At 53.3% G+C, this 14,781-nt stretch carries 10 protein-coding genes; 7 read left to right on the forward strand and 3 right to left on the reverse strand.

Features of this window, described 5'->3' with window-relative positions; genetic code table 11:
* Positions 1-6: 6 nt before the first annotated feature.
* The 6 genes from tsaE (at position 7) to trxA (ending at position 8,965) form a co-directional block, all read left to right on the forward strand.
* A complete protein-coding gene (tsaE, locus tag ABJI30_RS12385) occupies positions 7-453 on the forward strand; it encodes a tRNA (adenosine(37)-N6)-threonylcarbamoyltransferase complex ATPase subunit type 1 TsaE (RefSeq protein WP_348017001.1) in 447 nt (148 codons plus the stop codon).
* Positions 450-1,436: a phosphotransferase gene (locus ABJI30_RS12390; protein WP_348017818.1), complete on the forward strand. Its 987-nt coding sequence runs from the start codon at positions 450-452 to the stop codon at positions 1,434-1,436. The genes tsaE and ABJI30_RS12390 overlap by 4 nt, the downstream gene beginning before the upstream one ends.
* Positions 1,433-2,149, forward strand: a complete 717-nt coding sequence (locus ABJI30_RS12395; protein WP_348017002.1) for a nucleotidyltransferase family protein — start codon at positions 1,433-1,435, stop codon at positions 2,147-2,149. The genes ABJI30_RS12390 and ABJI30_RS12395 overlap by 4 nt, the downstream gene beginning before the upstream one ends.
* Positions 2,142-5,126: a double-strand break repair protein AddB gene (gene addB, locus ABJI30_RS12400; RefSeq protein WP_348017003.1), complete on the forward strand. Its 2,985-nt coding sequence runs from the start codon at positions 2,142-2,144 to the stop codon at positions 5,124-5,126. Before ABJI30_RS12395 ends, addB begins: the two co-directional genes overlap by 8 nt.
* The gene (gene addA, locus ABJI30_RS12405) at positions 5,123-8,560 is read left to right on the forward strand and encodes a double-strand break repair helicase AddA (RefSeq protein ID WP_348017004.1); all 3,438 of its coding nucleotides are present in this window, start codon (positions 5,123-5,125) and stop codon (positions 8,558-8,560) included. The genes addB and addA overlap by 4 nt, the downstream gene beginning before the upstream one ends.
* 78 nt (positions 8,561-8,638) lie before the next feature.
* Positions 8,639-8,965, forward strand: coding sequence for a thioredoxin TrxA (gene trxA / locus ABJI30_RS12410; RefSeq protein WP_348017005.1), 327 nt, complete (start codon positions 8,639-8,641; stop codon positions 8,963-8,965).
* Here the strand turns inward: trxA and ABJI30_RS12415 are convergent.
* Genes ABJI30_RS12415 through argJ form a run of 3 tightly spaced genes read right to left on the reverse strand, consistent with a single transcriptional unit; the run spans position 8,962 to position 11,895 of the window.
* On the reverse strand, positions 8,962-9,774 hold the full coding sequence (locus tag ABJI30_RS12415) for an inositol monophosphatase family protein (RefSeq protein ID WP_348017006.1): 813 nt from the start codon (positions 9,772-9,774) through the stop codon (positions 8,962-8,964). The two genes, trxA and ABJI30_RS12415, sit on opposite strands and share 4 nt — an antisense overlap.
* A complete protein-coding gene (locus ABJI30_RS12420; protein WP_348017007.1) occupies positions 9,771-10,670 on the reverse strand; it encodes a glutathione S-transferase family protein in 900 nt (299 codons plus the stop codon). Before ABJI30_RS12420 ends, ABJI30_RS12415 begins: the two co-directional genes overlap by 4 nt.
* Position 10,671: 1 nt before the next feature.
* The gene (gene argJ / locus ABJI30_RS12425) at positions 10,672-11,895 is read right to left on the reverse strand and encodes a bifunctional glutamate N-acetyltransferase/amino-acid acetyltransferase ArgJ (protein ID WP_348017008.1); all 1,224 of its coding nucleotides are present in this window, start codon (positions 11,893-11,895) and stop codon (positions 10,672-10,674) included.
* 140 nt (positions 11,896-12,035) lie between these two features.
* Between argJ and secA the strand changes: the two genes are divergently transcribed.
* Positions 12,036-14,768: a preprotein translocase subunit SecA gene (secA, locus tag ABJI30_RS12430; RefSeq protein WP_348017009.1), complete on the forward strand. Its 2,733-nt coding sequence runs from the start codon at positions 12,036-12,038 to the stop codon at positions 14,766-14,768.
* The last annotated feature ends 13 nt before the right edge of the window (positions 14,769-14,781 follow it).

The raw sequence follows: 14,781 nt of genomic DNA on the forward strand, positions 1-14,781 counted from the left end.
TTCGCAGTGATTGAATTGACAGACACCGCAGCGACTATCGCTCTCGGACACAGCCTCGGCGAGATAATCGGGGTGGGTGACAAGGTTGCTCTGAGCGGAACTCTGGGTTCCGGGAAAACAACTTTTGCACGGGGAATTTTGCAAGGGCTCGGATTTCAGGAAGAAGTACCCAGTCCGAGTTTTCCTATCGTCCAGCAATATGATCCGCCGGAAACCCTGTTGCCGATCGCCCATGTTGATTTATATCGCATTGAGGACTGGACCGAAATTCAGGAGTTGGGACTGGAGGATGTTTTGACAGATGGAGCGATGGTGCTTGAATGGCCAGACCGCTTGCCAGCGTCCTATTGGGCAGATGCCCTTCAAATTGAACTGAAAATACAGCCTGATGATACTCGCCATTTGACTTGGCAGGCAGGCCCCTCATGGAAAGACAGATGGCCGATAACATGAAACCTCCTGCAACAGCGGATCAATTTCTCAGTGAAAATGGCTGGCCGGATTCAGAGCTTTCCGCCGTCGCGGGAGATGCATCTTTCCGCCGATATTTTCGCGTCAGCAACGATCGCGGAAAGGCCATTCTAATGGATGCGCCGCCGCCGCACGAGGACCCGCGACCGTTTATCGAAATCGCAAGACATCTCGTCGGTCAGGGATTTGCCGCGCCTGAAATACTGGCTCAGGACCTGAAACATGGTCTGGTACTGATCGAAGATTTTGGAGATCAACGCATGCGGGAGCATCTTGATCATTATCCCGAGGACGAACACAATATCTACCGACAAGTGATAGATCTTGCTGGAGATCTGCACCAGAAACCTGCTGCTGATCTGCCACCTTATGACTGGAATGAATATCTGCGCGAACTCAAACTGCTGACGGAATGGTATTGTCCGGCGCAGTCACTGACCGTGGATGAGGAAGGCTTTGAGCAAGTCTGGCTCGCAGCGCTAAAACCTGTTCTCGCCGCGCAAAACCAGCCGGTCACGGTCTTGAGAGATTATCATGCAGAGAATATCATGCTGCTGGACGATGGCCGTCTGGGATTGCTTGATTTTCAAGACGCGCTGGCCGGCCACAGGGCTTATGATCTGGTCTCCATGCTTCAGGATGCCCGCCGGGATGTGTCTGATGATCTCGAAGAGGCGATGCTTCAACATTATCTGAAAATTTCTGGCGAACCATCCGCTGACTCGTTTCGCAGTCACTATGCAATTCTAGGCGCACAAAGGAATACGAAAATCATAGGGATTTTTACCCGGCTGTTCGTGCGTGACGGCAAATCAAGATATCTTGATTTCTTGCCGAGGATGTGGCGGCTTCTGGAAAAAGATCTGCAGCACCCGGATTTGAAACCGGTTTCCGACTGGTTCGACAATAATATTCCGGCATCAGTTCGCAGCAGTCCGGTTCCCCAGGATGGAGCGGAGTCATGAGCAAAGTCGAAACTGCGATGATCATGGCAGCGGGCCTCGGGAAACGGATGCGGCCATTGACGGCAACCCGGCCCAAACCGCTGATCAAGGTGGCAGGCAAAGCAATGATTGATCATTGCCTCGACAAGCTCTGGGAAGCCGGCGTGATGAAGGTGGTGGTGAACGCCCACTATCTACCGGATGCACTGGAAGCGCATTTGGAAGGGGTCAATTTTCCCTTTGATATCAAAATTTCGGACGAACGGTCGCAACTGATGGAAACCGGCGGTGGACTGGTACAGGCTCAATCTTTGATCGACGAAGACACATTCTTTTGTATCAACAGTGACAATTTATGGTCCGACGGGCCGGCCAACAGCTTGAACCGTCTGGCAGCGCGCTGGGATGATAATGCGATGGATGCATTATTGCTTCTTGTACCCCAGACATCTGCACGCAATTACAAGGGTGCGGGTGATTTCCTGCTGGACGAGCATGGCAGAGTGACCCGGCGGCTGGCGAACCGACAAGCGCCGTTTATTTATACCGGCATTCAACTGGTATCCAAACGTTTGTTGCGTGACGCGCCAGAGGGCCCGTTCTCAACCAACATCCTATGGAACCGCGCAATCGAAGAGGAGCGGCTGTTCGGACTGGTCCATGAAGGCAACTGGTTTGAAGTGGGAACCCCGGAAGCGATTGCTCCAACCGAAGCTGCGTTGGCTGGTGGATAAATCCGCGCGCCCGAATATCTACAATATTGCCGCGCATGGCGGTTTTGCCGATGCGCTGGCGCAAGGCCTGATTGATCGGCATGCGAAAGATGAATTTGGACTGGCTCGCGGGCTGATCATTCTTCCGAACAACCGAGCTCGCAAAGCGGTTCACGACGCTTTTGTCCGGCTGAGCGAGAGTGGTTTGCTGTTACCGCAAATGGCGGTGATCGGAGACCTCGAACTCGATGAATCTGTCGGAGTGGCCCTGGATTCTGGCCAGTTAAATCTTGATGTCCTTCCAGCTGTTGATTCAATGGATCGCTTGTTGATGCTGGCTCAGCTTGTTCAGCAAGGCAGTCGCGACAGAGGCCAGCAGTTGCTGGCCAAGGATGCGTTGCGGCTTGCGCGAGAATTTGCACGCACTCTGGACCAATTGACCGTTGAAGAAATCGAACTGCGCCAATTGTTTGACATTGCCGTCGAACCCGAACTTTCGGAACACTGGCGAAACTCACTGGCGTTTTTCAGGAAAATTGCCGAACAGTGGCAAGTTAAACTGAACGAGCTGGGTCGGGTAGATCAAGCAACCCGGCGTAACACGCTGTTCAATGAAATCTCCCGCACCTGGCAAAAAAGCTCGTCGCAGCAGTTTATTGTCGCGGCCGGTATCACCACTTCCGCCCCGGCAATTGCCCGGTTTTTGCGCTCGGTTGCCTTTTTGCCGCATGGCATGGTTGTTCTGCCCGATCTCGACATGATAATGCCGGATGACGAATGGGCAATGCTGGGATCCTCCGGAACGGAGCGGGACGGGGCTCCGCGACGACGCGGACATGAAACCCACCCGCAATATCATATGAAGCTCCTGCTGGAACGCATGTCCATTGCACGGGGAGAAATATTGCGTTGGCCTCGCACGGGTGAAAGCGGAGCTGCGGCAAAACGAAGCCGGGCGTTAAGCCATGCTTTTGCTATTCCGGAACTGACATCCCGTTGGCAGAGCCTGCAAAGCGCAGAGCGGAGTCTGGCGGGCGTGCAGTTGATTGAAGCGCGCAATAGCGGAGAAGAAGCGCAGACGATTGCAACATTGGTCAGAGAGGCATTGGAACAACCAGAGCGCCGGGTCTCGATAATTACACCAGATCGCTCTCTGGCAGTACGTATTTCGGCACATCTGAAAAGATGGGAAATAAATGCAGATGATACTGCCGGGCAACCGCTGTCCAAGTTACCGGAAGGGATATTTTTTCTCCATTTGTTGTCGGTAATTGCAGATGACTTTCCCCCGGCAGAGTTTCTCGCGCTACTCAAGCATCCGTTGGTGCATGCCGGAGAAAACAGGCTGGATTGGCTTGAAAATGTGCGGAATCTGGACCTGCTGCTGCGTGGGCCTCGACCCGCGCCAGGTCTTTCCGGTATCGACACCTTGTTTGGTTCCGACAACAAACGCACGGCATCTTTGCGTGAGGCATTGCAGTCCTGGTGGAACGAAACGCGTCAGCAATTCAAGGCGATCACTAGCGCGCTGCACGGTGAAGTGGATTGGGCGGATCTGCTGGATGAAGTCAGAAGGCTCGCTGACGTGCTCACCCATGGCAGTATCTGGGTCGGTCCGGGGGGCAGGGGGCTAGCCGATTTCCTTTCGGATATGGAGATGCGTGAGGAGTTGGGGCCATCTCAAATTCAACGCACTGAGCTTGCTGGATATTTTGAAACTTTTTTATCGGATGTTCGCATACGTCCCGCGTACGGTGGTCATCCACGTGTTGCTATTTACGGCTTGTTGGAAGCGCGTCTCCAACAGGCCGATCTTGTGATTTGCTGTGGTTTGAATGAAGGAAGCTGGCCGCAGGCGATTACCCCCGATCCCTGGCTCGCTCCGATGGTTCGCAAATCACTTCATCTGCCGGAGCAGGAAAGACAAATTGGTCTTTCTGCGCATGATCTGGTCGGGGCAATGGGTGCCCACGATGTTATTTTGTCCCGAGCGCGACGCGACAGTTCAGGCCCCGCATTGGCATCGCGCTTTTTACTGCGATTGAAGGCGATGACCGGAGGGAGCTTGAAACCTCATCCTGATGCGTTGAAATGGGGGCAGTTTATCGACCAGCCTGCCGAAAGGATCGCGCATCCTCGTCCGGCTCCAGAGCCTGACGCTCAGCAAAGGGATGTCTCTTTATCTGTTACTCAGGTCGATCGTCTCAATGCCGATCCCTATGCATTTTACGCCAGCAAGATCATGAATCTATCCAGTCTTGAAATGATTGATGCCGAACCCGGTGCGGCGTGGCGGGGCACGATCATTCATGAAATACTGGAGAAATGGGCGAAGCAGGACGAATATGATTCCGAAAAGCTGGTTCAGCGGGCAGAGGCATTTTTGAATGACCGTTCATCCCATCCCTTGATGCGAAGCTTGTGGGCGCCGCGATTGATCGAAGGGCTCAAATGGATAGCGGAAACCGTCGCCCGAAATAGAGAAGCAGGCCGGGTCCCCATTTTGTCGGAACAATACGGAATTGCGGAGATTGCAGGCGTTCAGCTATCCGGTATTCCGGATCGTATTGACCGGATGCCGGATGGAAGCCTCGCCATTGTGGATTATAAAACCGGCGGTGCTCCCAGCAATCGTGCAGTCAAAGAAGGGTTTAATCTGCAACTTGGCTTGCTTGGTGCGCTCGCTGAATTGCAGGCCTTCAAGGGGGCTTCCGGACAAGCGACGGAATTTGAATACTGGTCGATGGCCAAAAAGAATGACAAATTTGGCCACGTGCAGTCTCCGACAAAAGGCAGAGGGGATAATTTTGTCGCCTCTGACGCCATGGTTGATCATGCCACCGCGCAGTTCAACGAAGCCGTGAATTTCTATATACGCGGAACAGAGCCGATGACAGCCAAACTGCATCCGGAACATTGCTATGATGATTATGATCAACTGATGCGTCTGGAAGAATGGTATGGACAGGCGGACATGGATGAGGAACCGGCTGAATGAGCGAGCTGCATGTCCTCGCCGAAGAGCAGGCCAGCGCGGTCGAGCCAGCTGACAACATATGGCTGAGTGCGTCAGCAGGGACGGGAAAGACGCAGGTCCTGACCGCCCGGGTTTTTCGCTTGTTACTCCGTGAAAATGTTGATCCCGAACATTTGCTCTGCCTGACTTTTACCAAGGCGGGTGCGGCCGAGATGGCGGAGCGCATCCATCGGCAGCTCGCCGCATGGGTGCGAATGCCGCAGAAGAATTTGCGTCAGGATCTCTATGCAATCGGCGCGAGCAATGATCCCGAAACCCAGGAACGCGCCCGGACGCTTTTTGCAAAAGTGCTTGATGCCCGCGGCGGTGGTTTGCGCATCATGACGATTCACAGTTTCTGTCAGACGCTGCTGGCGTCTTTTCCGGAAGAAGCCGGGATTTCTGCCATGTTCAAACCGATAGAGGAACGTGATCAGAAAATATTGGCCCGCGAAGCTTTGTCAGACTTGTTGCAGGAAGAAGAAAGGGCAGGGCGTCAGGACATAATCAAAGCTGTTCAATCGCTGAGTATCCGTATGGGAGAAGAGGCGGCCGAACAATATCTCATGACCTGTGCGTCAGAGGCGGAGGCCATGGAAGCGTTGCCTGCCGGAATTCTGCCCTTTGTGCGGCAGCTTCTCGAATTGCCAACCGATGGCGAGGCCGGAAGCTGGATAGCGGAACAATGTACGGATACTGCGTTTGATATCACCAAGCTCGACCAGATGGTTGCGGCTTTGCAGCAATGGTCGACGAAAACGGCTGACGGTCATATTTTGTCAATCCGGAACTGGATTGCTTCGGATCCGGAAACCCGCGCGCAAAACCTGCCAGATTTGCACAAGGTCTGGGCAAAGGTTGATGGAGACTGGCGTTCCGTACCGAAGGGCCTGGTCAAAGTTGCTCCAGAATATGAGCGGCTGTCCGTTGAGGTTTATGAACATTGCAAGGATATATTGGCAACGGCCAGTCTGTTTGATTATGCAGACATGTTCGCTGGCGCACTTGAAGCAGGACGGGCATTTTTTCACAAATATGATGCCGCCAAGAAGCTGCATGGTGTGGTGGACTTTGATGACATGATCCGCAAGACCGCCCAGTTGCTGCAACAAGGTGATATGGCTGCGTGGATCCGTTACAAGCTTGATCAGCGGACCGACCACATCCTGATCGACGAAGCGCAAGATACCAACATGGCGCAGTGGGATATCGTCCATGCGTTGGCTGATGAGTTTTTTGCGGGAATGGGCGCGCATCCCGACAGGCTGAGAACCGTGTTTACGGTCGGAGATTTCAAACAGGCAATTTTTGGATTTCAGGGGACAAGCCCGCATAACTATACAAAGGCGCGCGAGCGATTTTTTGATCTCGCGAAAGCTTCGGATCGGCCTTTTGTAGATCTGCCGCTTAATCGCAGTTTTCGGACCACACCCCCGGTTCTTCAAGTGGTGGATTCCACGTTGGACCAACTTCGTCATGATCAACTTGGCATGGATCAGTCGATCAAGCCGCACCGTAGTCATTTTCAGGGCAATGGCGGAAGCGTAAGCCTTTGGCGGCCTGTTGCAAACGGAGCAAATGGCGATCCAGACGATGAGGAAAGCTGGATAAATGATGAGAAACGGGTTTTTGCCCACCGACTGGCATTGCAGATCAAGGCGTGGCTGACCCCGGAAACCGGACTATGGCTGGATCGGGAAGGGCGCTGGCTGGAAGCTGGCGATGTCATGATCCTGGTGAGCAAGCGAGATGAGCTAAGTGCGCTGATCGTGGCTCGGTTGTTCGCCGAAAATGTTCCCGTTGCCGGAATCGACCGAATCAGATTGAATCAGCCTCTGGTCGTACAGGACATGCTTGCAGCCGTGCGGTTTGTGCTGCAGCCACATGATGATTTAAATCTGGCGAGTCTGCTAGTCTCACCGCTGATTGGCTGGTCGCAGGAAAAGCTGCTTGAACGCGCTTATCGCGACGATGACCATGTCCAGAAAAGCCTGTGGGATTTCCTGAAGCATCAAGATGATTCTGAAAAATCCCTTCAGCCATTGCAGGACCTCCTGAAAATGGCTGATTTCAATACTCCGTATCAATTCCTCGAAACGATATTGTCGGGAACGATGCAGGGGCGGATGAAACTGACCGCGCGATTGGGGCATGCAGCGCTGGATCCCATGGAAGAGCTTCTGACAACGGCACTTGCCTTCGAACAGGATCATGTTCCCGGTTTGCAGGGCTTTCTCGACTGGTTCGATCGCGGCGACGTCGAGATCAAACGCGAACAGGACGAGGGAGGCAATGAAGTCCGGTTGATGACGGTCCATGGCGCCAAAGGATTGCAGGCCCCTCTGGTCATTTTGGCGAATGCAACTTTTGATCCCGCAAGCAAGCAGAATAGAGGATTTGGTCTGAAAGATCCCATGCGCCCCGATGAAACTTTCGAATATCCGGTTGTACCGGTTCGCAAACAGGAGCGGACGGGATTGCTCGATGCCTACGCAACGGTTGCGGATGCCAAAGAGCTGCAAGAACATTGGCGGCTACTCTACGTGGCGATGACGCGTGCGGAAGAACATTTGGTTGTCGCTGGAACTTTGGGACCGCGTGCCAAGGGTGAAGTGCCCGAACTCAGCTGGCATTCTGCTGTAGAACGTGGCCTGATGGCTCTTGGATGCGACTGGGAAGCGAATGTCAGATGGGTCTCTGCCCGCACCTTCGGGACAACCGGGGTTGCACCGATCCAATCCCGAAACGCAATCGCGGGCAAAAAGGCAAATGAAGCGGCCATATTCAAACCACCCGGATGGCTTTTCGAAGCAGCTCCGGAAGAAGCGCGTCCGCCAAGACCATTGACGCCCTCGGATATGGGGCCCGATGACGCAGGCAGTCCGCCGGCTGGTAAATCAATGCGCGAGGCAGCAGAGCGCGGTAACCTTCTGCATAGTCTGTTTCAACGATTGCCCGATATTGGCGTTGAAAAGCGCAGAGAAGTTGCAGATCGCTGGCTGGAGAAACAAAAAGGCATTGCTGATCTGACCAGACGAACAGAGCTTGTCGATACTGTGCTCAATGTTCTGGCAACTTCGCAGTGGTCTGACCTTTTCTCCGATATAGCTCTGGCTGAAGCGCCGATTGCGGCTGTCTCCGATGGATTTGTGATATCGGGTACCGTAGACCGATTGCTTGTGACCGACGATTACATATTCGTGGTCGATTTCAAGACCGGTCGTCAGATTCCTGCTGATCCGCGAAAAGCCCCCAAGGCCTATTTGCGCCAGATGGCGGCATATGTTGCCGCTCTCGAACAGATATTTCCTGGCCGTCAGATACGCGCAGCGCTTCTTTATACACATGATCCGGTGATGCTGGAGCTTCCGCAAGAACTTGTTGATCGGCACAAGCCAGGCTTTGAGCCAGGATGAAAATCCTTTGCGAGGCAGAGCTTGAGCAATGGGATCACTGCGCCTAAATATAGATTAAACAAGCGAAGGAGATTCCGCATGGCGACGAAAGCAGTAAGTGATGAGAGTTTTGAACAGGATGTCTTGAAAGCCGATGGTCCGGTGCTCGTGGACTTTTGGGCAGAATGGTGTGGCCCTTGTAAAATGATCGGTCCTGCGCTGGAAGAAATCAGCGACGAGATGGGTGAACAGGTTACGATCGCAAAGCTCAATATCGACGACAGCCCTGACGCACCCGGCAAATATGGAGTCCGCGGGATTCCAACGATGATTTTGTTTAACAACGGTGAACCGGTTGAAACCAAAGTCGGTGCAGCTCCCAAGAGCCAGCTGAAATCCTGGCTGGAAGGTGCTTTGCCAGCTTAACCGACGAAAATATCCCCGAGAAGCTCGGCGGCTTCATCCCACAATTTGGGGGATGAGGCGCCGAGCAATCCGGTTTTCTGATCTGCTGGTCGATAGGGCGAGCCATCCCAACGCGCGGCTTTCCCGTCCGCTTCGTTCAGAAATAAAATTCCGGCAGCATGATCCCATGGCAGAGATCGCTCGAATATTGAGACATGATTGGTGCCAAGTGCCAGGCGCGGATATTGTTCTGCTGCACAGCGGGGTATATCGACTATCTGGTAATGTGCCTCGGCACGGGCATGCAGCGCATCCCGTTGCTCTTCAGTCATGAAGCTGGTCGCCAAAGCTGCAACCGGTTTGTCATCAGGATCATCGGTGCTGTCCAGCTTTTCTCCGTTTATGTGCGCTCCCCAGCCTTTTGCAGCAAAGCAAACACGATCGGTCAGCGGGTCATAGAGCCAGCCGGCAACGGTCTCATTGTCTTCACTCAGGGCAATGATGATTCCAAATGGTGATTTGCCCGCTGCGAAGTTTCCGGTGCCGTCGATGGGATCAATGATCCACGCCTGTTGGTCAGACAGCCTGGAAAGCACCGTTTGATCCGCAGCAGCAGCTTCTTCTCCGACGATGGCGGCATCCGGAAGCAGCTGGGCCAGTTCCTCGCTGAGCATTTCTTCGCTGCGTTTGTCAGCGATGGTAACCAGATCGCCGGGAGACTTTTCTTCGATATCGGATGAACGCAGGTTTTGAAAATGCGGCAAGATAATCCGTTCGGATACTTCCCGCAATATTGCTTGCACAGACAGGTTGAGTTGAACTCCGATCATGCCGGCATCAATATTTGGCCCAATCGCGGAAAATGTACGTGCACCTGGCCGGCGCGATCATCTTCCCGGGCGATGACTATCTTGCGATCGTCCAGTCCAACGAGCGTGCCGCTGACTGCTGCCGGATCCGGCGTCTCGGTTTTTACCGCCACGATGTCTCCTGCTGCGAAGCCGAAGCCTTCTGCGACCACATGCTGACCAGCAGGCTCGTTTTCTTGCGCATGGGCGATTGCCTGCGCACCGGTCCATTCTTCAAATTCTCCGTAGCCCAAGGCATCTACCCGTTCATACCAGGCCGCAACCTTGTTTCCGAAATCTGCAGGTTTCCGGCCGGCAAAGCCAACAAATCTAATGTTCATATAAAGCATGATGTCCGCGTGTCCCGGCTGTGATCCGCTGACAAAATCGCGTCCATCCTCCAAAGCCTCTGCCACCAATGCGGCACCAGCGGAAAATTGTCCGACCAGATGTGGCACGGCTGGCAAGAATTTTTGCCGATCCATGCCAAATCTTTTGGCGCGATCTTCCCAGAATTCTTCGCTGACAATAGTTGGGTCCGTACCAAGCGCGGTGCCCACTGCGGGCATGAACCAGGATGACCCAGACCACAGAGCGATCAGGCGTCCGGCAAAACCAAGGGGGTCGGGATAAAGGCTGGGCTCCGGTTTATGTGCCTCGAGCGTGTCTACGATGATCGCAGTATCGCAATATATATCCGATCCGATCTGCAGGACGGGTATTCTTTCATAGCCGCCGGTCAGAGCGCTCAGCTTCGGTTTCGGGGCGATGTCAGGTTGCAGCACGGATTTCCAGGCGATGCCTTTCAGTCCGAGAGCCAGCCTCATGGCTTGCCCGAAGGGAGAGTTTTCATAGTGATGCAAGATAATTTCGACCATGTTAACTCCTGTAATCGGCGTTGATACTGATATAGCCATGCGTCAGATCGCAGGTCCAGACCGTGGCATTACCGGCACCAATGCCCAGATCGACATCAATTTCAATTACCTCGCCTTTCAGATGATCGGTCACCGGCGCTTCATCATAATCCGGGACAACCAGACCGTCTTTCGCGACAGTGATTCCACCAAAGCCAATCGCCAATTTGTCCCGGTCTGCGGGTTCACCGGCTTTGCCAACTGCCATGACAATTCGGCCCCAATTGGCATCTTCGCCGGCAATGGCGGTCTTGACCAGCGGTGAATTGGCTATGCAAAGCGCAATCCGTTTCGCGCTGGCATCTGTGTCGGCGTTGCGGACTGCAATTTCGATAAATTTGCTCGCCCCTTCACCATCCCGCACAACAAGATGTGCCATTTGCATGCACAGGTCGCTCAAGGCTGCCTGGAACGCATCTGCACCCCCGTCATCAAAGCTACGCAGGGCAGGAGCTTCCGATTGTCCCGTAGCAAAGGCAAGGACGGTATCGCTTGTCGACGTGTCGCTGTCCACGGTGATGCAGTTAAAGCTCTTAGCTGTCGCCCTGTTCAGCATGTCTTGCAGGAACACGGCATCAATTGTTGCATCGGTGAAAATATATCCCAGCATTGTCGCCATATCGGGTGCGATCATGCCGGAACCTTTGATAATGCCGTTCAACATGACCCGTGTTCCACCGACAATTGCGCTGGTCGTTGCCATTTTGGGAAACGTATCCGTCGTCATGATCGTTGCCGCTGCATCTTCCCAGCTACAGGGGGCAGCTTTAAACGCCCCGTTCAATCCAGCCTCTGCGCGATCTTTTGGCAACGGTTCGCCAATAACACCGGTTGATGACACAAAAATTTCCTGTTCGCTGCAGCCAAGATGATCGCTTGCGAGTGCCAATATGCGTTGCACTGCTTCCATGCCTCGCGCTCCGGTAAATGCGTTGGCATTGCCTGCGTTGACCACAAGGCCGCGCGCCTTCCTGTTGGGCAGAGCCTTGCGGCACCATTCGACTTCCGTGGACGGACATTTGCTTTGGGTTAATACGCCAGCCACGGACGTGCCTTCTGCCAATTCCACAAAGGTCAGATCGCAGCGATCCCAGTCCTTATATTGCGCGCGGGCAATTCGGCAGGTTACCCCTCTGATCGGGGGCAATGATGGTTGTTCGGTCGGCGCGAGTGGAGATTTGGTCATAATAGCTCTGCGATAGCCGATCTTTGCGGTTCGTCAATTGACTATCGTGCCCTTCAACCCTACATCGCGTGCTAACGGTAACGGCTCATAAAATCTCCGGTCTGGAGCTTTGACGGGTTGAGCAAATACAGGACAACATCATGATCGGCGGCTTTGCCAAATCCTTATTCGGGTCTTCCAACGACCGCTATGTGAAAACGATGATGAAAGTAGTTGATCAAATCAACGCTTTCGAACCCGAAATCGAAGCATTGAGCGATGAAGATCTAAAGGCGAAAACGCCGTATTTCCGCGAGCGTGTCGCCAATGGTGAAACGCTTGATGACATCCTGCCCGAAGCGTTTGCAGTCGTGCGTGAAGCGGCAAAACGTACGCTGGGTCAACGACACTATGATGTCCAGATGGTCGGCGGAATTGTTTTGCATCGCGGAGAGATCTCCGAAATGCGGACCGGTGAAGGTAAAACCCTGGTTGCGACGCTTGCCTGCTATCTTAACGCGATCGAAGGCAAGGGCGTGCACGTTGTTACGGTCAATGACTATCTGGCACGCCGTGACGGCGAATGGATGAGCCAGGTCTATAGTTTCCTTGGCATGTCGCTTGGTGTCATCATTCCCAATCTGGGGGAAGAGCAGCGTCGTGAAGCTTATCAGGCCGATATTACCTACGGCACCAACAATGAATTTGGTTTCGATTATCTGCGCGACAATATGAAACATGACCGCAGGCAAATGGTCCAGCGACCTTTCAACTTTGCGATTGTCGATGAAGTTGACTCCATTCTTATCGATGAAGCCCGGACGCCACTGATCATTTCCGGCCCAACCGATGACAAGTCAGACCTTTATATTTCGGTCAACAAGATTGTTCAGTCCATCACTGAAGAAGATTACGAAAAAGACGAGAAAACAAGGAATATTTCTCTTACCGAAGAAGGTACAGAGAAAGCCGAGAGGCTGCTTGAAGAAGCCGGATTGCTGGAAGGCAGCAATCTGTATGACTATGAAAATACCCAGGTCGTGCACCATCTTAATCAGGCGTTGATGGCCAATGTCATGCGCAAGCGCGACACTGACTATATCGTCAAGGATGGCAAGGTCATCATCATCGATGAATTTACCGGTCGGATGATGGACGGTAGGCGCTGGTCCAACGGCTTGCATCAGGCTGTGGAAGCCAAAGAAGGCGTGCAGATCGAACCTGAGAACCAGACAATGGCTTCAATTACATTCCAGAATTACTTCCGGATGTATCCCAAATTGTCGGGGATGACCGGCACGGCGGAAACTGAAGCGGCCGAATTCTTCGAAATTTACAAAATGAATGTCGTCACCATTCCCACAAACAAGCCGGTTCTGCGGATTGACGAGAATGATGAATTCTACAAAAATACCCTGGATAAGTTTGCCGCGATTGCAAAGACGATCAAGGAGCATAGCGAAAAAGGGCAGCCGGTACTGGTCGGCACGGTTTCCATCGAGAAATCAGAGCTTTTGTCAGAGTTTCTCGAGAAGGAAGATGTCAAACATAGCGTCCTGAATGCCCGTTTCCATGAGCAGGAAGCCCATATTGTAGCCCAGGCCGGTAGTCCTGGCGCGGTGACCATTGCGACCAATATGGCAGGGCGCGGCACCGATATTCAGCTCGGTGGCAATATCGATTTCCGTATCGACGACGAATTGGGCGACATGGAAGACGGTCCGGAAAAAGAAAAGGCTATCGCCAAGATCAAAGACGAAGTCGGTGCTCTTCGTGAGGAAGTTCGTGCGGCCGGCGGTCTATTTGTGCTGGGAACCGAGCGTCACGAGAGCCGGCGCATTGATAATCAGTTGCGCGGCCGCTCCGGTCGTCAGGGTGACCCGGGTTTGAGCCGTTTCTATCTTTGCCTCGAGGATGATTTACTCCGCATTTTCGGTACGGAATCGATGTTCGCGAAAATGATGAACAAGAACCTCGAAGATGGCGAGGCAATTGGCGGAAAATGGCTGTCCAAGGCAATTGAAACGGCTCAGAAAAAGGTAGAAGCCCGCAATTACGAAGCGCGGAAACAGGTCGTTGAATATGATGACGTCATGAATGACCAACGGAAAGTCATTTATGAGCAACGCTCCGAGATCATGGATGCGGAGACTGTCGGTGATGTTGTGGAAGACATGCGGCACGAAACGGTCAACGCCATGGTCGCGGATAGCTGCCCGCCTGGAAGCTATCCCGAGCAATGGGACATCGAACTGCTGAAAACCCGGACAGAAGAGGTTCTGGGCCTCAAGCCCGATATCGACGCCTGGATGACAGAGGAAACTCTCGAGCCCGAGATTATTGAAACCCGCATCTCCGAATTGGCCGACGAGGACTTCAACAAGAAAGTGGATCAGATTGAACCAGAAGTCTGGGTTCAGATCGAAAAATCCATATTGCTGGAATCACTGGATCATCACTGGAAAGAGCATCTTGCGACGCTTGATGCCCTGCGTCAGGTGGTTTTCCTGCGCGCCTATGCCCAAAAGAAACCTCTCGATGAATATAAACAGGAAGCATTTGGTCTGTTCGAACGCATGCTGGAAGTTATTCGCGAAGGTGTCACGCGAACAATAGCAGTCAGCCAGTTCCATCGTCAGGATGAGATCGAAATACCCGAACTGCCTGAGTTGCCGGACTTTTTGACGACACATATCGATCCGTTGACCGGTGAGGATAACAGCGCGGATATTGACGGAGGGACACGCGGTACGGTGTCAAGTTCGCTGCCTCCGCGTCAATCAGGCGTGATTAATAATCCCAACCCGTCTGCCGGTGGCGAGAAAGTTAGCCGCAATGCACCTTGTCCCTGTGGTTCAGGTCGCAAATACAAGCATTGTCACGGCAAAAACTGATCATGACATTTGG

Source organism: Parasphingorhabdus sp., from assembly GCF_039968395.1.
Classification (GTDB): Bacteria; Pseudomonadota; Alphaproteobacteria; order Sphingomonadales; family Sphingomonadaceae; genus Parasphingorhabdus.